Source organism: Brevibacterium sp. FAM 27836, from assembly GCF_051351055.1.
In the GTDB taxonomy this organism is placed as follows: domain Bacteria; phylum Actinomycetota; class Actinomycetes; order Actinomycetales; family Brevibacteriaceae; genus Brevibacterium.
In genome coordinates, this window is the sequence record NZ_CP195711.1 from 3,482,439 (window position 1) to 3,502,067 (window position 19,629).

Below are 19,629 nucleotides of genomic sequence, written 5' to 3' on the forward strand. Positions count from 1 at the left end.
CGGCACCGGTTCAGATGGAGAGGTCTTTGTCAGGGGCGGTCTCGGGCGCGGGATAGCGGGGGACGACGACCATCGGCACCGGCAGGCTGCGGAGCATCTTATTGGCGGTCGTGCCGAGGAAGATCGACTGGTTGCTGGCCAGCCTGCTCGAGCCGATGAGGACGACCTCGCCCTCGTCCCAGGTGAGTTTGTCGATGGCCGATTCGATGGATCGTCCATGTGCGACGTCGACCATGACTTCGGTGGCGTCTGCCACCGACTGGGAGGCGTGCAGGAGCAGCTGCTTGGCATGTGCCCGTGCGGTCTCGCTGCTCTCTGTGGCTCCGGAACGGGAATCGAGGCCGAGCAGCGAGATCAGCCGGAGTGGGACGTCGTGGCGAACCGAGGACTGGATGGCGACGTTGAGGGCCACCTCGGCGCCGGGACGCATACCCAGGGCGCAGGTGAGCCGACTCAGACGACTGGGCGGCAGGTAGCCCGAGGGTGCCAAGGCGACCGGTATGGGGGATGCGTGGAGGAGCGCGTTGGCCACTGAGCCGACCGTGAAACGGCGCAGCGGGCCGTGACTGGCCGCACCGACGACGATGAGGTCGCAGGGGCGGGCAGTGGCATTGTCGATGAGCCCTTGGGCCATGGAGTCGGCGAAATGGATCGACGTCGTCGAGCGGATGGCCTTCGGAACGAGGTCGTGAGTCTTCGCCATCCACTGCTGCGCCTCCTCGAGACAGAGCTTCTGGTACTCCCGTTCCGGCTTCGAACTCGCCTGTTCCGGCGGGGCACCGCGGATGACGTGGACCAGGTCGAGTTCGACGGGATGCGACGGCAACGTCGACTGGGCAAGGGTGAGGGCGAGCGAGATGGCCTCGCGTCCGCGTCTGTCCATCGTGATGCCGACGACGTAGCGCATATAAAGTCTCCTTCGACTCGAATGGTCCCGCAGCTGGCGACGCTGTGCTGTTGACTATATGACAGTCGAACGAAGGCGAACAAAGACCCCCGCGAATACGAGATCGTCGTTGTCCGCGGTCTCGGAAAACATTGGAAACTGCGGAGGTGGGCTCTGTCTTCTGCACTGTTCGCTGTGCTGGTCGCGGCTGGCGCCGAACGAGTACAGGGCGCTACTGACTGTCGTCGCCGGCCCCGGCGTTCGCCTCCTCGAGCAGTCTCTTCCGACGTGTGAGGTTGGCTCGGCTGACCGAGAATGCGATGAGCGCGAGCAGAGCGATCTTCGCAGTCGTCCATACCCAGTCGGGGATGTCGAAAGGCAAGTGGAGCGGCGGCAGCCATCCGAACAGAAAGTCGATGACCTCACCGAAGAAGCGGACGATCGCGAGGAGTACTTGACCGAGGGGATGCAGCAGCTGTCCCAGCCAGTTGAATATCGGTTCGAGTATCGGTGTGAGATGTCGAGACAGCCACGCCTTGACCGGCTCGGTGAGGAAGGACAGCAGCGCACCGAGTCCCAGGAGCGGGATGGCCAGACGCAGGATCGTCGTCAGTCCGGCGATGAGGGCGAACGCTGTCGGGTGTGCCGTGCGTTTGAGGTCGCGTGCTTCGGAGCGACTGCCCACTTCCGGGAGCAGTGGGACGATGTCACCACCGGCATGGACCTCGGCTTCACCGGCACCGCCGAGCGCCGCGGTGGTCACATGGATCTTCTCGCGATCGACCATCTTCCCCTCGACGGTTGGCCTCCGGACGACGATGCGAACGGTGAGCCAGCCGTGGACGCGGGCTTCGACCCCGTCGGCTTCGACCTTCGTGCTGTCTGCCTCGGGAAGATGCTCGACGCCATCGATGGTCAGAGCCAGGATCTTCGTCCGCCATGGGGAGTGGCGAACCGTGAGGGCATAGTCGTGACGACGCGCGTGGCCGGAATACGTCGTGACAGAGCGGAATCGTGGATGAGGTCCAGTCATTACCACCAGTCTATAAGTGGCTCATCGTAATTGAGAGTGTAGAACCGGTCTGAAGCCACCGGACTCGAGCAGACACCTCGCGATGTAATGCGTGAGGTTGCGGAATCCCAGCGCGGACCCGCGTAGATGCTCGAGTCTGCCGTTGATCGCTTCAGTGGGACCGTTCGACGTTCCCGGTCGGGTGAAGAATGCGAGCACATCAGCAGCTCGACGCTTCAACGTTCGTCCTAACCGTTTGAGCTCGACAAGTTCGGGTGGCAGATTCGTTGTCAGGGCGTCGATGACCGTTTGCAAGAGTCTCTTGCCCTCTTTGCGGTCCGCGGTTCGGTAAGCGCTGACAATGTCTTGGTAGACGGCCCAGGTGACTTCGACTTCGGTGAAGTTCGGGTCAGCGAAGAGGTTCGCGATTCTTTCCTGCTGCTTGGTCGTGAGTAAGCTGCTGCCCGTGTGAAGAGTTCTTCTTGCCCGGTACAACGGGTCCTTTGCTCGTCCGCGATGGCCGGTTGTCTCCTGCTGAACTCGGCGACGTACCTCGTCGAGGGCATCACCGGCGAGTTTGACGACGTGGAAGGGGTCCATGACTTCGACAGCGTCGGGCAGCTCCTCAGCTGAGGCTGTTTTGAAGCCGGAGAATCCGTCCATCGCGACGACGTCGATGCCCTCACGCCATTCTTTCGGTCGGTCTTTCAACCATTGTTTGAACACCTGCTTCGAACGGCCAGCCACCATGTCGAGCAGACGTGCCGAGCCTGTTCCCTCGCTGATCGGGGTGAGGTCGATGATGACGGTGACGTACTTGTCACCACGCCGGGTGTGCCGCCATACATGCTCGTCGACACCAATGACGCTGACCCCGTCGAAACGGGTCGGGTCGTTGATCAACAACCGCTGACCTTCGGCGAGGACGGCGGAGTTCGCGGTGTGCCAGGACACGGCGAGTTTCGCAGCGATGACGGACACGGTGTCGTGATCGATCACGAGAGCACGCAACGCCCAGTCGAGGCCGGTTCGCGAGATCTTCGCTCGTGGTGGCGCCGCAGCTGTGGTGTCTTGACGCCAGACGCGGCCACACTCGACGCACTTGTAACGGCGGAGGCGAATGTGAAGCGTGGTTGGTCGGTGGCCGAAAGGTTCGTGGGCCAGCTGGCGGACGACGGTATCGCGAACGATCCCGTGACCACCACATCGTCGGCACCAGTCATCAGCAGTGTTTGGACGGCATTCCAGAATGGCTTTGTGCCCGGTGATGTGTTGGCCGGTGCAGGTCAGATCGAGGTCATTGAGTCTGCAGAAGGTCGTGAGGTCAGGCGTCGAGAAAGTAGGCTTGGCCACGTCGAGGTCTTTCGGATGGACGGTGTGAGAACTTCCATCATCGGAAGACCTCGACGCCTATCTGAGCAGCGACTCGCCGTGTCTGAAAATCCCTGACCCACACTCTCGATTACGAAGAGCCCTATAAGTCTGGTTGTCGGCGAAAAGAGACGGCCCGCGTTCTCTTCAATTGCATTTGCCTCCCCAGCGTTGACCACAATTGCGATCTGACAACATTTCGGCGATCCACTACAGTTCATGTAGTCGCGTCAGGGCTTCCTGCTAGATTCACTGAGTATGAGCGACCACCCGAATTCCCGTGAATCACAGCCGCCCTCGCCCGAGCAGGGCGCGACGAAGAAATCGAAATCGAAACCCGTCCTGCTCGGCATTGCCGCGGTCGCGGTCGTTGCGCTCATCGCTGGAGGCGCCTTCGCCTTCTTCTCCGGATACAACCCTTTCGGTGACCCAGAACCCGACTACGCTCAGACGCCCAGCCAATCCGATGTCATGGACTTCAGCGGCCTGAGTGCGGACATGCGCCTCAACGGCGCCCCGCTGACTGCCTCTGCCGAAGCGGGTGAGACCTCCCCAGAGATCCTGCGGTTTATCGGGGCCACCACCTCGATTCTTACCCGAGTGGGCGACGATGATCAGCCCGCCTGGACGGTGTCGATCCCGCATCAGGACATCGACACCGGCACGACCGCGCCGTTGGACGAGGCACTCGACCCGGACGCCTCCGACGACACCTCCGACGAGGAGGAGGAACTGGCCGGCACTCCCAGCGCATGCCGAGTCTCCGGCGAGGCTGTCCAGTGCGGGGACCGAGCGGTCGCACTCAGCGACGGGTCGATGACGACAGCTGAGAGCAAGGCCGATGTCGACCCCGATCCCGCATCATCGAGGGTTCCTCTCGACATCGATGATGAAGGAACAGTGACCGGGCCGGACGATCAGACCTATGATGGTCTGAACCTCGATCCTGAGGCTCATGCCTCGATGATCGCCGGCCCGCAGGTGGGCGAGACCGGACCGTGGGTGGTCTCCGATGGTCAGATTCTTGCCGCCGTCGATTCCGACAGTGTCCTGTGGACGCAGGACCTCGATCCCTCCGACGCCGAGGTGACCGGACTCGGCGACAAACGCGTCACCCCGTCGTGGACAGCCGTGGAAGGTGTTCTCATCATCGGAACCTCGGACGGGGTGACAGGCCTTGACCTCTCGAGCGGTGATCGGCTGTGGGCAGTGTCTGCACCGGCCGACGGGTTCGCCGTCACCGGCAGTCAGCTGCGGATCCAGCATGAGGGCGCAGTGAGCTCGTTCGACTTCACGGATTCCTCGGACGACGAATCCGTGACGGCTGACAAGGGATTCGATGAGAGCATTTCGGCGCTGCCCGCACCGAAGCTTCCGTCGGAGGATGACATCCGCAACGCGAAGCTGGAGGTCCCTCCTGCCTGTGCAGACTTAACTATGGCCGAGGGATCGAAACAGGATTTCTCGGACGGCAAGGCCGCAGAAGGAGAGTACGGGGAATCGATTGCCATTCACGACGTGACGACGTCGTTGGCCACACCGAAGCCGTTGGTGGCTATCGACTTCGTCTGCTATCCGGGTGGGAATTGGGTGACGGATTCGGTCGGTGTCTATGACCAGAAGCTGAACCTCGTTACCTCGATCGAGCCGTGGGGCGCGGACTCGGACTTCCAACAGCTTGCCGATTTCAACCGCAGCATCGTCTCCGCGATCGACATGACCGGCCCCTATATGACAGCGACGGTGAGCAATATCGCCGTCTTTGGCGACGAGGATTTCAACGCCGCAGAGCGTACGGCGGAGGCGGAGCTGCGCTTCGCATGGGCGAAGGGAGGATACGAAGCTCAGGATGTGGTGTTCACCGCCGACGGAGCGACCGTCCGAGTCCCGGAAGTCGAGGAGGTGCAGAAGTTCGTCGATGCGGCCGCGAAAGGCGACGACAACACTGCCAGTGCGATGGCCACTGATGAGGTCATGCGAGACCTGGACACAGTCATCGGGGATGGCATGGGGAACAACTCAACGAGCTACCGAGATCTGGCTCTCCAGGACGGGACCGAAGTCGATACCTGTGAACTCATCGGAGTCGTGGACGAACAATACGGGGACTACACCATGAGCAATGGTGTTGAACTGATGGAAGGAATCGGCGGTTTCGGTACCGATTCCATCAAAGCCGGCGACGTCATCTGCGGATTGAAAGGACCCGGCGAGACAATCGACCCGGACGATGAACGCAGCTGGTACGCAGCGCACCTTCTACTGAGAGGAAATGTGGCAGGGAAGGTGATGGTTTACTCTGTTTCGTCGTACACCGGATGACCCTCGCTTTCCGTGAGGAGCGTCAGCAAGCGTACTCCAGAGATTAGCTGTGTTGGTGTCGAGAGGCGACCACAATAGAATCAGCCAATTCCTCAATGGCATGCTCGACGTCTTCGGGACGTCCAGACAGATCAATTGATCGCAATAGCAGTTTCTTTCCGTTGTTCTTGACTACAACCGTTCGCTGACTTGGACTCTGTGGGCGACGGCAATAGATGAGTATCCCCACTGGCAGGTCCATAGCAGTCGTATAAGCGAGGAGCTGGTAATAGTCGCTGCTTCGTCCCCGGGCGTCGCCTGTGAGTTTGTACTTGATATCGCCGACAAAGCACCTCAGAGGGGTGCTATCTCGGAATTCAAGGTCTGTTTCATGGTCACTTGTTGTCCAATGCCTAAGTGCACAGTTGGCTCGGTGGTGACGGAAAAATGACCGGAAAGCGCTCGTCTCAAACGCTCGGTGACGAATCGCTGGAAAAGGTCGTTCATATTGACCATGAACGAAGACGCGGAAGACGTCCCGTGCACATCTCTCAGTGTGAGGTTGGCTAGGATAAGTCGCCCGAGTCTCAGCGCAGGTCTGTAATGTTCGTTGAGTCTAGAGAAATGGACGGAAGCAACCGTCTCGGCGCTGACGATGACATCCGATACAGCCTCGAGCGCGGCAAGTTGACGCCTGAGTCGTTGTCGTTCCTGAGGTCCGCTTGGAAAGACATCATTTGTTGACTTTCTTGTGGGTGAAGCGGTTTCCGGTAGCGGCCGTGGACAGTTTCCTAAGCAGCTACCAGCGTGATGTCACAGTGAATCCCGAATTTAGTCGAACAGAATGATCTGCCGAATTGAGCGGCCTTCGGCCAAGGAGTCCATGGCCTCGTTAATCTGGTCAAGCGGCATCGTGGACGACACCAACTCGCTGACAGGCAGCTTTCCTTCTCGCCAAAGTTGCACGTATCGAGGGATGTCGCGTGCAGGCAACGCCGATCCAAGATAGGAGCCGATGACGGTGCGCGCCTCGCTGGTGAGCAGAAGTGGTTGAATGGTTGATTCCGCAGTTGGAGATGGTAACCCTACTGTCACGGTGGTCCCACCCGGCGCAGTCGCGCGGAATGCGGTCTCGAATGCTCGTGCGTTGCCGGCCGCTTCGATGACGATAGGAGCAGTCACTTGGTGTTCCGCAGCTTCTCCAGGAGTGTAAGTTGCAACGGCTCCCAGTCGTCGAGCCGTATCCAGCTTTTCGGGGTTAGCGTCGATGCCGATGACCTTCCCTGTGTTCAAACTGAGGGCTGTGATCAGCGCTGCCATACCTACTCCGCCCAGTCCCACTACCATGATGTCTTGGCCCGGCTGTGGTCTGCCTGCATTGATGACAGCGCCGCCACCAGTGAGCACCGCACATCCTAGAGGTGCGGCGACTTCAGCGGGAACGTCGGAATCGATCTTGACGACCGATGCCTGATTGACGACAGCGTGGTCGGCAAAGACCGAGACTCCCAAATGGTGGAAGAGCGGGGAGGAGTCAGCAGCTTCCCCATGAGTTTCATTAAGCCGGGAAAGTTCAGCACTTCCGTTCTCGGTTCGCGGCAAGTTTGCGTCGGCCGGTTGGTCGAAGTCCGGCAGGTAGCCGGCGTTGTTGCTGGCGGTGCCGCGCTCACACGGAAGCTTCCCATCGGTCCGACAATTGACGCAGTCGCCGCATCTGGGGAGAAACACTGTGACGACGTGATCGCCGACTTCCAAACCCGTGACGTGCTTACCGACCTGCTCGACTATCCCGGTGCCTTCGTGGCCGAGGAGCATCGGCAGCGGGCGAGGGCGATTTCCCTCGACGACGGAGAGATCAGAATGGCAGACTCCCGCAGCGGTCAGTTTGATGAGTACCTCACCTGGGCCTGGAGGATCCAGCTCGAGGTCGACAACTTCCAACGGTTTGGACCGGGTGTATGGTCGGGGAGAATTCATCGCTCGGAGTACGGCCCCACGAATCCTCATGAAATGTCCTGACCTTTCTTCTCTTCAACTCTGCTATCAGAGGGTGAATTCTTCGACGTGCCGTTCATCGAGCAGAGGAATGATCTGTTCCTTGCCGATCGATTGAAAGTGCTCGGACTCGCGGTGGACGGCAAACGCTTCCGCCGTTTCATATCGTTCCACGATGAGAATTTCGCCCTCGTTGCCACCCGGGGCATAGAACTCGTATCCGAGGTTCCCCGATTCGGTCAGGCTGGCATTCTTGAGGTCGACGAGTAGTTCCAGAACGCGTTGCTCGTTGCCTTCGGCGGGGAAATAGTGCGCGAGGACTAAGTGTCTTGCCTGTCGAGAGTAGTCAGGTTCGTTATAGTTTGTCATTGCTTATCCTTCGTTTGTACAAAGCAGAAGCTGGGTGAGTTCTTTGCCGAATCCTGCTGTGAAATATTGACTCAGTCAGGTATCGGCTGAGGTTCTCACTCGTGCTTCTGAAAATTCCACAGCTCGGTCTGACTGGTGGAGACTGCCATTGCTCCCAGCCGGAGCGCGGAAGTGATGTCGTCTTCCGTATTTACAAAGCCAGAGGCGATGAACGGCCCGAGAACGTGGAAGAACTCGGGGGAGAGATAGGGCAGAACCGGCCAAGGCATCAGTTGAATGAAGTGTGCGCGGCTCGACTTGGCGGTAGCCGCGGCTCTTCGCAAGTTCGAACGGTCTGTGACGAACACCTTCTGAACTGCCAGGAATCCGAGGTCCACTGCCCGGCTGACCGCATTGGTGTGTGTTGTGACTATGCCGGGGACTCCGATGCCTTGGAGATATTCGAGTCCATCGGAGTTGGCTGTCAGGCCCGGCACAGAATCAATGTTGAGCAAGGGTAAAGTCTTGACCTTGCTCAGGCGTTCGAAGATCGTGCGCACACGGGCCAACGGGAGATTGGCAACGAAACTGAATCGGGTTGGTTGAGTTTCGAAATGATCCAGATCATCTTCACCGAACAAAGTACCGATTACGGGATTGTCCCGCAACGTCTGTTCCAGTGACATCTTTTCTCCTCCGTCGGCCCGCGTAGCGCAGAACCATTGTTATGTGAGTGACTCAGAGTCCAAGTTTGCCTGGATTGAGGATGGACTTCGGATCGAAGCTGCGTTTGAGGCTCTCCAACGCCGTGAACCCTGTCCCCAGCGAGTCTGCCACGTATGGTGAGCGGAGCAGACCGCAACCGTGGTGGTGACTGATGGTCGCATTCTCTTCGATCAGTACGCTGTTGACCGCCTGCCAGACCTTGTCGTACCAAGCTTGTCGTTCGTCGACTTCGACCGTGCCTCGGAGAGAGAAGTACAGGCATGCTCCGTCAACATAGGCATGGGACTGGTGAGCTGATCCTGCATTCGTACCGGGGACCTCGTTGATCGCGGCCACAACTCTATCGTAGATGCGAGAAAGGGCTGACCACGGTGCGATCATTTCAAGAGTGTCGGCCACGAAGCCCGAGCTGCGTTTGAAACCTTCTGCCGACTTGCCGGTGAGATAGCGAGTATCCAACCACCGTTCCAAGATCGCATTCTCGTCTAGCGGGACGCCATTCTGGCAGACGTCAGCAACGACGCTCATGCCCGCATCGACCATGACAGGATTGCCTTCATCAGCGATGAGCAGCACATTGGTTTCGCCATGATCGAATTGCACACCGGACTCAAGCTCATCGTAGAGGCGAAGCACTGCGGGGTTGGCTCCGTTCTGCAATATCTGTCGGCATGCTTCGAGGCCCTCGGCGAAGCTAGCAAACCCGAATGCTAATGCCTTTGTGTAGTCCGGTAGCCTGTGCACGCGAAGGCTGACCGAGGTGATGACACCCAGTGTGCCTTCGGAACCGACGAAGATTTGAGTGAGGTCAGGTCCAACTGCTGCTCTGGGGCTTCCTCCAGTTGTGACGAGGGTGCCATCTGTCAGGATTACGTCCAGTCCGACGACCATGTCTTCGATCTTGCCGTAGCGAGTGGACAGCTGTCCTGCGCCTCGACAGGCTACCCAGCCGCCGACCGTTGAAATGCCGAACGATGACGGCCAGTTTCCTGCTGTGAAGCCTCGAGCCTGGAGCCATTCCTCGAAAACATCGCCGAAGATCCCCGGCTCGACAGTGACGATCTGGCTCTCCTCATCGAAGTCGAGCACTTTGTCGAGGCCGAGCACATCGAGCACGACTCCGCCGGACGTAGGAAGGGCAGCTCCGGTGACATTTGAGCGAGCAGCGGAGGTCGTGACAGGAATTTTGGCAGCAGAACACGCCGCAACTACCGCTTGCACAGCGTCAACGGTCGAAACTTCGACGATCACTGTGTCCGGGTACTGCCCTCGATGATCAGTCTCAGCGATCATCGTGCCGGCCCACCAATCGCGCACGCCGCCGGTGACCTCAATAGGGTCAGACACTACTTTCTCGACACCCGCGATCGCTTCAAGCAACGCAGCGAATCCATCTGGCAATGTGACACCACCGGAGAACCGGGGCTCGTGAGCCTCGGGAACACCGTCTTGGGCGAATTTCGGCACGGTGTGGGCGCCCACGGTATAGTCACCGCGGTTGTACTTGCGGTTCAGGGCTTCCTTGCTGAGCATCAGACTTTCTCCTTCTCGTTGCTGTAGGTGTTCAGCGCGCTTTTTTCTTTGGCGATTTCATCAAGATATTCATGCAGTTGAGCATCAGCCGTGGGCTGGTCGATGGCTCCTTCTGCGACGAGCAGCTCGCCCACAGTCGGCGCGGCTGCTGCCGCCGCGTCGCGAGCATGAAGCCGTGCTCGAATCCTGCGGTCCAAAACGTCCGAAATGGTTCCGGCCATCTCCCGTCGAATGGAATACACGGCCTCGCCGGTGAGATAGGGGAGGCCTTCGACAAGCGGCTTCTCGGCTCCTGGCTCGTGCTCGATGATGTCGGCGACGAAGTGACTCTCATTGCCGTATCGTTCGCTCAGATGCGCAACCAGCCCGCCGGTCGCCGTCGTCGACTGGGCATCGTATCCTGCGCTGCCCAACAATGGCTGCTTGGCCGTCGCGCATCGAGTCTTGATTCCAAGCACAGTCGACACTGCATCGATCGTCTGTTCGGCCATGTGCCGCGAAGTTGTGAGTTTGCCTCCGACGACGGTCACGAGGCCATCCGAATCTACTCGGATCTCATGGTTGCGTTTGACATCGACCGTTTTGCCCCCCGCTGCGGCTGTCAGCGGTCGAGTTCCGGCGATGGAACCGACAACATCGTGTTCATCGAGGTCGGTATTGAGAGCAGTTCGTGTTCCTTCGATGAGGAAGTCTCGTTCGTCTGCCGTGCAATAAACCTCGTCCAGGCTGCCCTGATAGTCGTCGTCGGTCGTCCCCAGCAGGGCAACGTCACCCCAGCGAGTGATCGTGGCGCGTCGGGCGCGGCCGGGTACAGGAATCGTAACCGTACAATCATTGCGGATTTTGGACCACGGCACGGCGATATGGACGCCCTTGGCCGGTCGGATCGGTGGAACACCAGCGTCTGGGAGCGCACCGTGCCAGTCTCGCAGCCACGACCCGGTGGCCATGACGACACATTTGGCGCGGATACTAAGTGAGGTGCCTTCGGCAGTCCCTGCCTCGACGCCCGAAACCTTACCGCCTTGTCGTCGAACATCGGTGACTTTGACATGGTTGGCAACGGTTGCACCGAAATAGGCAGCTGTGCGTGCGATGGTCAGAGTCAGTCGAGCATCGTCCACACGGGCGTCGTAATACATGAAACCGTATTTGAGCCGTTCGGACTTGAACGTGGAGCAGTGGGAAAGTACCTCGTTGGGTGCGAGCTTCTTGTGCAGGACGCCTTCCCTCCAGCCGCCTGCCAGATCGTACGTCCACAGAAGAGCTTCGAAACCGGCTGCCAGTCGAGGATCGAAGACTCCGTTCTCGCTGAGAACAGGGAATAGGAAGGGGAGTCGCTGAACCAGATGCGGAGCATTCTTGCGCAGACGTTGGCGCTCCAGAAGCGAGTGTTTGACGAGAGGGAGATTTCCCTGTTCGATGTAACGCAGACCGCCGTGGACCATCTTCGACGACTTGGATGACGTTCCAGAGGCGAAATCGTCTTTCTCGAGCAGCGCAACTTTCAATCCCCGTTGAGCTGCGTCGAGAGCGGCGTAGCTGCCGGTGATTCCACCCCCCACGATGATCAGGTCGTAGGTGGTCGAGTCGAGTTCTGACAGCATTTCCTTGCGCGAGAACCCTTGTGGGTTTTCCAAGACCATCTTGGCTCGTGCTGTGTTGATCTTTCTGCCCGGAAGGGAAACCATCCGAGTCTCCTTACTATTGCTGATGCGTTACAGGTGGGTAGGGCCGCACTGGCTGGATAGTCGAGGTCTAAGCTGGTGCGGATTGTTGGAATTTCGAGGGCCGGGCCTCGTCTAGAGCTCTCTTTTCGGTAAGAACAGCGTCCCGCCAGCTGCTTGTGTAATCGGCGGCCAACGAATCGGAGAGCTTCGGTTCAAACACCTCGGGTCGTCCCATTGTCAGAGCTGCCTCATCCAAGGAATCCCAGAAGAGATTGACCCCGGCTAAGTATGAAGCTCCACGCACGGTGGCCTTATCAGTATTCGGGTATCTGAGCATTGGCACTCCCGTCAGGTCGGCTTGCATCTGTAAGAGCGGATCCGACTGCGACAGACCTCCGCCGACGAAGATCTGGTGGGGCCGGGCTCCGGCCGCTGTGGCGTTGGCATCGACGCTTTGGGCGACGCACTGGGCAATCCCTTCAAGCATTCCCACCGCAATTTGTTCGCGAGTGGTTGCCAAGCTCATCCCAGTGATGGACGCCCGAACGCGAGTGTCGATGACAGGAAGCCGTATTCCCGTCAGTGCCGGAATGAATCGCGGCACGGTCTCTGACCAAAGGGTTTGTCGGCTCGCAAATTCGGATACTTCGGCAGGGTCGGAGAACATTTTTAGCTGTCGGCACAACCACCCGAGCGCGGAGCCGGTTGCTGAGGTGAAATTTTCGACGGCGTGGACGGTTTGTCCCCTATGCCAAGCGATTGTGCCAGTAACCGCATCGGGAAGATCGGTCCCTAAGACCATGCGCCCACTGAGAATCTGATCGACGAAACTTCCGGTTCCGTGGATACAGGTCGACTGCTGTGGCTCGAAGCACCCTAGGCCGAGAATTGCCCCGTGTTGGTCGCCGATCAGAGCGCGGATCGGGAGTTCTACGCCGAGGATGCTGAGGTCGAGCACCCCCAAGTCATGGCCTCCGTCGTCACAAATCGATGCGAGTAGTTCTTGCGGGAGTCCCAGCTCGGTGATCCATTCTAAGAGATACGAACCAGAGTCCAGGTCGTATCCGCCGCAGGCAGCCACATTCGTCGGCGAGGTGATGTGACTTCGGCCGCCGCTGAGATTCCAAGCCAGCCATGTATCCACGGTTCCGAACATCAGCGTGCCGCGGTCGTACGCCGCCGCAATTTCGGGTTCTGTTGCGAGGCGTTCGGCAGCCCAGAGATAGGGAGAACGAACGCCGGCCGGGCGTCCGGTTTTCTCACGCAGCTTCGTGTCCCAGAGGCCGGACAGCTGTCCTAAGCGCTCTGAGTGCCGAGTGTCCTGCCAGACCATGCCTTTCCCGAATGGCCGGCCGGTGGCTGTATCCCACAGACTGGCAGTTGCTCGCTGAGTGGCGATGGCGACAGCTACCGGAGTGATTCCGAGTTCTCCTGCACGCTCATAAGCCTCGCGAAGGACTTCGAGAGTCGCATTCCACAACTGCTCAAAAGATTGCTCGACAATGCCGGGATTAGGGTTGAACGTCTCCAGCTGACGGTAGGAGAGGAATGGAATGTCTCCGGCCTCCGTGACGATGGCAGCACGTGTACCTGTTGTGCCCTCGTCGATAGCGAGAATTCCGCGTAGTTTCGGCTTACTTGCCAAGATCTGACCTAACTCTCGAGCCTGGCCTGGGGAGCAGACCCCAGGCCAGGGGACAACGGTAAATGCTTCTTTGGGAACGACGATTGAACTTTGAACTCCTACACGAACTGCGGGGCGTCGGTCTCTTCATCGACGTGTACCTCGGCTCGGGTCGGTTCCCAACTGATCACGGAGCACACAATGAAGGCTGCGAGCGGGAAGACCGCGACAATCAAGAATGTCGGTCCCAGCCCAAATGCCTCTTGAAGCAGAGGGAAGATCAACAATCCCAGCGCAGCGCCGAATGAACCTATGGCACCGATAAAACCGTTCGCCGTTGCGCGGATCTCCGATCGGAACGACAGAGACGACAGGCTCTTACCGTTGGCAGCGGGGCCAATGGAATGGCACAGAATGAACAGCGAAGGAAGTGCGAAACCCAGCCAAAGAGGCAGGCTGTCGTAGGCAAATCCGAAGATGACCAAGACGATGAAGACGATGAGGAAGCCCCACTTCGAAGCAATTCGTTGTCCGATCTTCGCTGACAGCCAGGCCGACGCGAATCCGCCGATGATGCCGAAAACGTTGAACACCAGTGTGCCGACCGTGTTGAAGATGAAATCGGAACCGAAAAGAGCAACGGCGATGATCGGAAGGTACCAACCTACTCCGAAATACTGAATCGATTGAACGAGCTGAACCGTGGCCGCGAGGATCGTTCGCGGAAGGTATCTGCCGCGGAAAATCAATTTCAGGTTCTTCAGACCGCGGTTTGCGGTCGGTGGACCCTGCAGCTCCCCGATCGGGGATTCTGCGGCAACGAAGCGCTGTCCATAGATCTTCGACATCGACCGAGCGGCTCCCGCCAAACGATTCTTGCGGGCCTGCCACGTCGGTGATTCGACGAGATAGCAGGATTGCAGAATGAGCAGGACCAGTGCGACAACACCGCAGGTACCAAGCAGATACCGCCAGATCGAGTCGCCGGTTCCCATCTGGAAGAAGACGATAGCGAAGATCAGGTTCAATGAAACTGCCGTGTACCAGATCCCCTGCCAGGTGTTGAGGCGGGCCGAGAACTTCCTCGGAGTAAACTCGGCGAGCATTGCCATGGCAATCGCGAAGTCGATTCCATATGCCATCCCGACGAACACACGTCCGAAGGCGACCTGGAAGACTCCTGCTGCTGTGCAGGCCAGCACCGCTCCGAGGACTGCCAGGGCTTTTGCTGCAATGAGAGGCGGAACTCGGCCGATGCGATCCGCGATGGCACCTCCGATCGGATTGAAGAGAAGGGCTACCCAGGACGACAACGAAGTGAGCATTGCGACTTGCCCGGCGCTCAGGCTCAGATCATCCGTCATCGGATCAAGTCCTGCGCTCATCGCCACGTTGGCTAGCGCCTCGAGGAACAGGCCGCCCAGCAGCAGCCACCAAATAATACTTGCCCGACCACGGATACCGGGGCGTGCATCAATGAACTCGGCAACATCGCCGACTCCGCGAATCTTTACTTCCATGGGTGACCTCCTTGTCGGACCTCCAGCGGGGTCGGACAAGGACAGAGGAAATAGAAAAGGACAGAATCCGACCCACACAGTAGGAGGTCTAAGATTCTTGCCCTACAGGAGCAGACAATAGCCCAGAATGTTTGAGGTGTAAACCACACAGCGTGAGTTGACCGTTGAGGACCGGGCCACACGTGGCGGCCGGGGTCGACGAATTTGCCGACCTGCTCATCGGCAAGGACCCTGCGAACATCGAGGACCTGTGGACGATCATGTACCGCGGTGGCTTCTACCGCGGTGGCCCCATTCTCATGAGTGCGATCTCCGGAATCGATCAGGCGCTGTGGGACATCAAGGGCAAGACACTCGGCCAGCCGGTGCATCAGCTGCTCGGTGGGAAGGTCCGGGATCGGATCCGCACGTATTCGTGGATCGGCGGAGATCGTCCAGGGGACACCGCAGCCGCCGCACTCGAGACGAAGAACCGCGGCTTCACCGCTGTGAAGATGAACGCCACCGAGAAACTGCAGTTCATCGACTCCTTTACCAAGGTCGACCAGGTCATCGAGAACGTCCAGGCGATTCGGGAGGCTACCGGTGAGGACTTCGGCATCGGCGTCGACTTCCATGGTCGAGTGCACAAACCGATGGCTAAGGTCCTCATCAAGGAACTCGAACCCTACCGGCTGCTCTTCATCGAAGAACCGGTCCTGTCCGAACACTTCGGCTCCCTGCGTGACGTCATGGCGAACACCCCGACGCCGATCGCGCTTGGGGAGAGGCTGTTCTCCCGGTGGGACTTCCGCGAGGTGATCGCTTCCGGCGCAGTCGACATCATCCAACCGGACGTCTCCCACGCCGGCGGCATCACCGAGACGCGGAAGATTGCGATGATGGCCGAAGCCTACGATGTGGCGCTCGCGCTGCACTGCCCTCTTGGGCCGATCGCGCTCGCCTCCTGTCTGCAGGTCGATGCCGGCAGCTACAACGCCTTTATCCAGGAGCAGAGTCTGGGCATTCACTACAACACGAGCAACGACCTGCTCGACTACGTGACTGACCCGTCGGTTTTCAACTACGACGACGGCATGATCGACATCCCGTGTGGCCCCGGCCTTGGCATCGAGGTCAACGAAGAGTACGTCATCGAGCGCTCCGCTGAGGGGCACCGGTGGCGCAACCCGATCTGGCGCCACATCGACGGCTCATTCGCGGAGTGGTGACACGAGGGAATCGGTAGGAGAGAAGGGTGTTCAACGATGAGCTCAAAGATTGAAACTACAGTTTCGCGACGCGTAGCCTCGCCGGGACGAGCCCGGTGGTGGATTCTCGGGTGGCTGCTCGCAGCGATGATGATCAACTACATGGATCGATCATCACTGTCGATCGCAGCCCCGCACATGATCGACGAACTCGGGCTGACCGCCGCCGACATCGGTCTGTTGGGTACCGCGTTCTCATTGACGTACGCGTTCTTTCAGCTCCCTGGCGGATGGCTGACCGATCGGCTCGGAGCGAAGCCCGTGTACGTCATGGCCCTGGGGTTCTGGTCGATCGCCACTTCCCTGATGGCTTTCGGCCACCACATGTGGCATTTCATGGTGTCACGAGTCCTGCTCGGAGTCTTCGAGGCCCCGGTATCACCCACCTCGGCGAAGATCGTCGCTGAGTGGTTCCCACCCCGAGAGCGCGGGGCCGCGGTCGGCGTCTACGATTCCGGAAGCAAATGGGGACCCGCCGTAGCACCTCCGATCCTCACCTTCCTCATCCTCGGGTTCGGATGGCGGGCCATGTTCGTCATCCTCGGTGTGCTCGGTGTCATCGTGGCAGTGGGTTTCTGGGTCTTCTACCGTTCCCCGGAGCACGACCGCAGAGTCTCGGCGGCTGAACTCGAGCACATCCGCGCCCGAGAGGAAGACGACAACGCCCCAACCGGCCACATCCCGTGGTTGAAGCTCTTCACCAAGCCCCAAACCTGGGCCATGGTGTTGGGGTTCGTCGCAGTGGTGTGGACTCTGAACATCTTCGTGACCTTTCTGCCGCTCATGCTCAACGACATCTACTCGGTCGCCGACGCCGCGCTGGGGTGGTACACGGCGATTCCCTTCGCGGTCGGAGGCGTCGGCGGTATCCTCGGCGGCTGGTTCACAACGAAGTATTCGCGGATACGGGACCAATTGGCTCCTCTTGTCTGTAAGCGACAGATCGCTGCGATCTACGGCGTTGCACTCGCCGTCTGCTCGGTTCTCGTCGGAGTCACTACCGGCCACTTCGTTCTCCAACTGTCGGCGATGAGTCTCGCACTGTTCTTCTGCGGAGCATTGAGTGCCGTGGGATGGTCAATTCCTGCAGACGTGGTCACCGGCAGTCGCGTCGCCTCACTGGGATCTATCCAGAACTTCGGCGGCTACTTCGCTGGTTCGCTCTCACCCTGGCTCACAGGAGTCTTGGTGACGACCACCGACTCATACCTAGTTCCCTTCGTCCTCGGCGCCGCCGTTGCAGTGATTGCGGGAATCGCCTACCTGCTCCTGCTGCGTGCCCCGATCCGGGTGGCCGGCAGCTCACCAGAAAATGGAGTCTCCACGTCATGACGAAGCTCGACACTGCAGTCACTACTCGCCCCACACGGATCCGCTATATCATCGCGGTTCTGCTCTTCATCACCGTCGTCATCAACTACATGGACCGGGCCAACCTATCCATCGCGATGCCGGCTCTTTCTCAGGAGTTTGACCTCACCCCAGGACAGCAAGGACTGCTGCTCTCAGCGTTCGGCTGGACCTATGCCGCAATGCAGCTGCCCGGCGGGTGGCTCGTCGACCGCGTGCGACCGCGCGTGCTCTATGCCTCGTGTCTGGTGTTATGGTCCTTGGCGACACTGTTCATGGGAATGTCCGGCGGATTTTTCGCCCTCATCATCCTCAGACTCATGGTCGGCGGCTTCGAAGCTCCGGCCTATCCCATCAACAATAAGGTCGCCACCGCGTGGTTTCCCGAGCGTGAACGCGGACGAGTCATCGCCTTCTACACGTCCGGGCAGTTCATCGGCCTCGCACTGCTCACCCCGGTGCTGTCGTGGCTGCAGACGGTGCTCACCTGGCACTGGGTGTTCATCCTCACCGGTGTCGTCGGTATCATTTGGGCCGCGATCTGGTGGTTCGTCTACCGGGAGCCGCGCGACAAGGCGGGCGTCAACCAGGCTGAGATCGACCTCATCGCCTCGGGCGGGGGACTCGTCGATGTTGATTCCGGTGCCTCGAAGGACACGAAGCCGAAGCTCAAGTGGTCGGACGTGAAAGTCGTGCTGTCGCGCCGGAAGCTCTGGGGTATCTATCTTGGCCAGTTCTGCCTAACTTCGACGCTGTGGTTCTTCCTCACGTGGTTCCCGACATACCTCGTCGACTACCGCGGAATGGACTACATCGAGTCGGGCTTCATGGCCTCGCTGCCGTTCATCGCGGCACTTGTCGGTGTGCTGCTCTCAGGGTGGGTGTCCGATTTCATGGTGAAGAAGGGGCTGTCACTGGGTACGGCCCGGAAGATGCCGATCATCATCGGCCTGGCGATGACAGTGTTCATGCTCGGCGCCAACTACACGGACTCGTCGGCTCTGGTCATCGTGTTCATGTCGATCGCGTTCTTTGGCAATGGTTTCGCCTCGATCACCTGGTCGCTCGTGTCTGCGTTGGCGCCGGAACGGTTGCTGGGCCTGACCGGTGGCATGTTCAACTTCATCGGCAACCTGTCCTCGATCGCCACTCCGATCGTCATCGGGTTCCTCGTCACTGACATCGACTTTGCGCCAGCCTTTGTCTACATGGCTGCGATCACGATCGTGGGCGTGCTGTCATACGTGTTCCTCGTCGGGAAGGTAGAGCGCGTCAAGGAGTAGGTATTACTGCAGGCTTCGGGCGGTCCGACGGTTGCGGACTTCAATGAACTCATTGTTCGCCTGCAGATAGTCGATGAGGTCGCATGGAGTCTTCGGCACAGCCGGGGTCGAGAGGCTATCGAAACGGTGAAGAAATCTGATCTGCGAAGTAGCGCTGTTCAGGAGGTCGTCGAGGAGGAAGAACTCGACGTACTCCTTAAAGCTCGCGAACAATGCGAAGAAGTCGGCGTATCTCTGCAGTGCCTCTGCCAATGGGCTCGCTTCGCCACGGAAGCGACGGCGGATACATTCAAGAGTGAGGTCGAAGCGGTCGGCGAAGCGCGGGTGGATCCTGTGCACCGTTGATTGTGGGTACTCCATCAAAATAATTTTTGGGAAAGTTAGTCGCGCTGCCGATCATATAGCCGAGGTCAGGCGGCATCGGTTCCGGCGAAATCTTAGTCAAGAGCTCGGTGACACGGTCCTTCAGCCTTGTTACGTTCGCATCACAGGACAGAACGAATTGCCCGCGACTTGGTACCTAGAGAAGCTAGGTCTTCTCATCGGTCTTTCAGTGATTTCGATAGCATCGAAGACACCGCTGGCTACAGTCTCAGCGTCGATTTGGGACTCGTCACTGCCGCGCCATTGCCTCCGTTGCAACCGTTCACCACAAACAGGCGAGCGGCGACCGCGCCTACTTTCCGGTGAATCGCTCACCGTCACACCGCCGAAGCCGCCAAGAACTGCTTCCGGAGTTGGTTGGACCGCACCGACCGAC

Annotated in this window: 15 protein-coding genes and 1 pseudogene; 4 read left to right on the forward strand and 12 right to left on the reverse strand. The window is 59.3% G+C overall.

Going from position 1 to position 19,629, the window contains the following annotated elements; all coding sequences use genetic code 11:
- Positions 1-10: 10 nt before the first annotated feature.
- The 3 genes from ACSE4D_RS15580 to ACSE4D_RS15590 all read right to left on the reverse strand — a co-directional run bounded on the left by ACSE4D_RS15580 (position 11) and on the right by ACSE4D_RS15590 (position 3,251).
- Positions 11-907, reverse strand: a complete 897-nt coding sequence (locus ACSE4D_RS15580) for a universal stress protein (protein WP_436326211.1) — start codon at positions 905-907, stop codon at positions 11-13.
- Positions 908-1,118: 211 nt separating this feature from the next.
- Positions 1,119-1,919 carry a hypothetical protein gene (locus tag ACSE4D_RS15585; protein WP_436326212.1) on the reverse strand — a complete coding sequence of 267 codons (801 nt, stop codon included), beginning with the start codon at positions 1,917-1,919 and terminating at the stop codon, positions 1,119-1,121.
- Positions 1,920-1,940: 21 nt separating this feature from the next.
- Positions 1,941-3,251 carry an ISL3 family transposase gene (locus tag ACSE4D_RS15590; protein ID WP_426936723.1) on the reverse strand — a complete coding sequence of 437 codons (1,311 nt, stop codon included), beginning with the start codon at positions 3,249-3,251 and terminating at the stop codon, positions 1,941-1,943.
- A gap of 276 nt (positions 3,252-3,527) precedes the next feature.
- Here ACSE4D_RS15590 and ACSE4D_RS15595 point away from each other — a divergent pair, with 276 nt between their 5' ends.
- Entirely contained in the window at positions 3,528-5,591 is a 2,064-nt protein-coding gene (locus ACSE4D_RS15595; protein WP_436326213.1) for a hypothetical protein, read from the forward strand.
- Between the two features lie 333 nt (positions 5,592-5,924).
- Here the strand turns inward: ACSE4D_RS15595 and ACSE4D_RS15600 are convergent.
- The 8 genes and pseudogenes from ACSE4D_RS15600 to ACSE4D_RS15635 all read right to left on the reverse strand — a co-directional run.
- Positions 5,925-6,275: pseudogene (locus ACSE4D_RS15600) on the reverse strand (5-methylcytosine restriction system specificity protein McrC); the annotation flags it as partial.
- Between the two features lie 126 nt (positions 6,276-6,401).
- Entirely contained in the window at positions 6,402-7,577 is a 1,176-nt protein-coding gene (locus ACSE4D_RS15605; RefSeq protein WP_436326214.1) for an alcohol dehydrogenase catalytic domain-containing protein, read from the reverse strand.
- A 36-nt stretch (positions 7,578-7,613) separates the two neighbouring features.
- Positions 7,614-7,934 carry a putative quinol monooxygenase gene (locus ACSE4D_RS15610; protein WP_436326215.1) on the reverse strand — a complete coding sequence of 107 codons (321 nt, stop codon included), beginning with the start codon at positions 7,932-7,934 and terminating at the stop codon, positions 7,614-7,616.
- A 95-nt stretch (positions 7,935-8,029) separates the two neighbouring features.
- Positions 8,030-8,599 (reverse strand): glycerol-3-phosphate responsive antiterminator, encoded by a 570-nt coding sequence (locus ACSE4D_RS15615; RefSeq protein WP_436326216.1) that lies wholly within the window; start codon positions 8,597-8,599, stop codon positions 8,030-8,032.
- A gap of 52 nt (positions 8,600-8,651) precedes the next feature.
- Positions 8,652-10,172: an FAD-binding oxidoreductase gene (locus ACSE4D_RS15620; protein ID WP_436326217.1), complete on the reverse strand. Its 1,521-nt coding sequence runs from the start codon at positions 10,170-10,172 to the stop codon at positions 8,652-8,654.
- Positions 10,172-11,863 carry an FAD-dependent oxidoreductase gene (locus ACSE4D_RS15625; protein WP_436326218.1) on the reverse strand — a complete coding sequence of 564 codons (1,692 nt, stop codon included), beginning with the start codon at positions 11,861-11,863 and terminating at the stop codon, positions 10,172-10,174. The genes ACSE4D_RS15620 and ACSE4D_RS15625 overlap by 1 nt, the downstream gene beginning before the upstream one ends.
- Before the next feature lie 67 nt (positions 11,864-11,930).
- A complete protein-coding gene (locus ACSE4D_RS15630) occupies positions 11,931-13,487 on the reverse strand; it encodes an FGGY-family carbohydrate kinase (RefSeq protein WP_436326219.1) in 1,557 nt (518 codons plus the stop codon).
- Positions 13,488-13,585: 98 nt separating this feature from the next.
- A complete protein-coding gene (locus ACSE4D_RS15635) occupies positions 13,586-14,986 on the reverse strand; it encodes an MFS transporter (protein WP_436326220.1) in 1,401 nt (466 codons plus the stop codon).
- 182 nt (positions 14,987-15,168) lie between these two features.
- On the opposite strand from ACSE4D_RS15635, the gene dgoD reads away from it, so the two are divergent.
- The 3 genes from dgoD to ACSE4D_RS15650 are packed head-to-tail and all read left to right on the forward strand — an operon-like array spanning position 15,169 to position 18,869.
- A complete protein-coding gene (gene dgoD / locus ACSE4D_RS15640) occupies positions 15,169-16,197 on the forward strand; it encodes a galactonate dehydratase (protein WP_436326221.1) in 1,029 nt (342 codons plus the stop codon).
- 36 nt (positions 16,198-16,233) lie between these two features.
- Positions 16,234-17,568, forward strand: coding sequence for an MFS transporter (locus ACSE4D_RS15645; protein ID WP_436326222.1), 1,335 nt, complete (start codon positions 16,234-16,236; stop codon positions 17,566-17,568).
- Positions 17,565-18,869, forward strand: a complete 1,305-nt coding sequence (locus ACSE4D_RS15650) for an MFS transporter (RefSeq protein ID WP_436326223.1) — start codon at positions 17,565-17,567, stop codon at positions 18,867-18,869. Before ACSE4D_RS15645 ends, ACSE4D_RS15650 begins: the two co-directional genes overlap by 4 nt.
- Before the next feature lie 3 nt (positions 18,870-18,872).
- Here the strand turns inward: ACSE4D_RS15650 and ACSE4D_RS15655 are convergent, their stop codons facing one another.
- Positions 18,873-19,229: a DUF6994 family protein gene (locus ACSE4D_RS15655; RefSeq protein WP_436326224.1), complete on the reverse strand. Its 357-nt coding sequence runs from the start codon at positions 19,227-19,229 to the stop codon at positions 18,873-18,875.
- Positions 19,230-19,629: the final 400 nt, after the last annotated feature.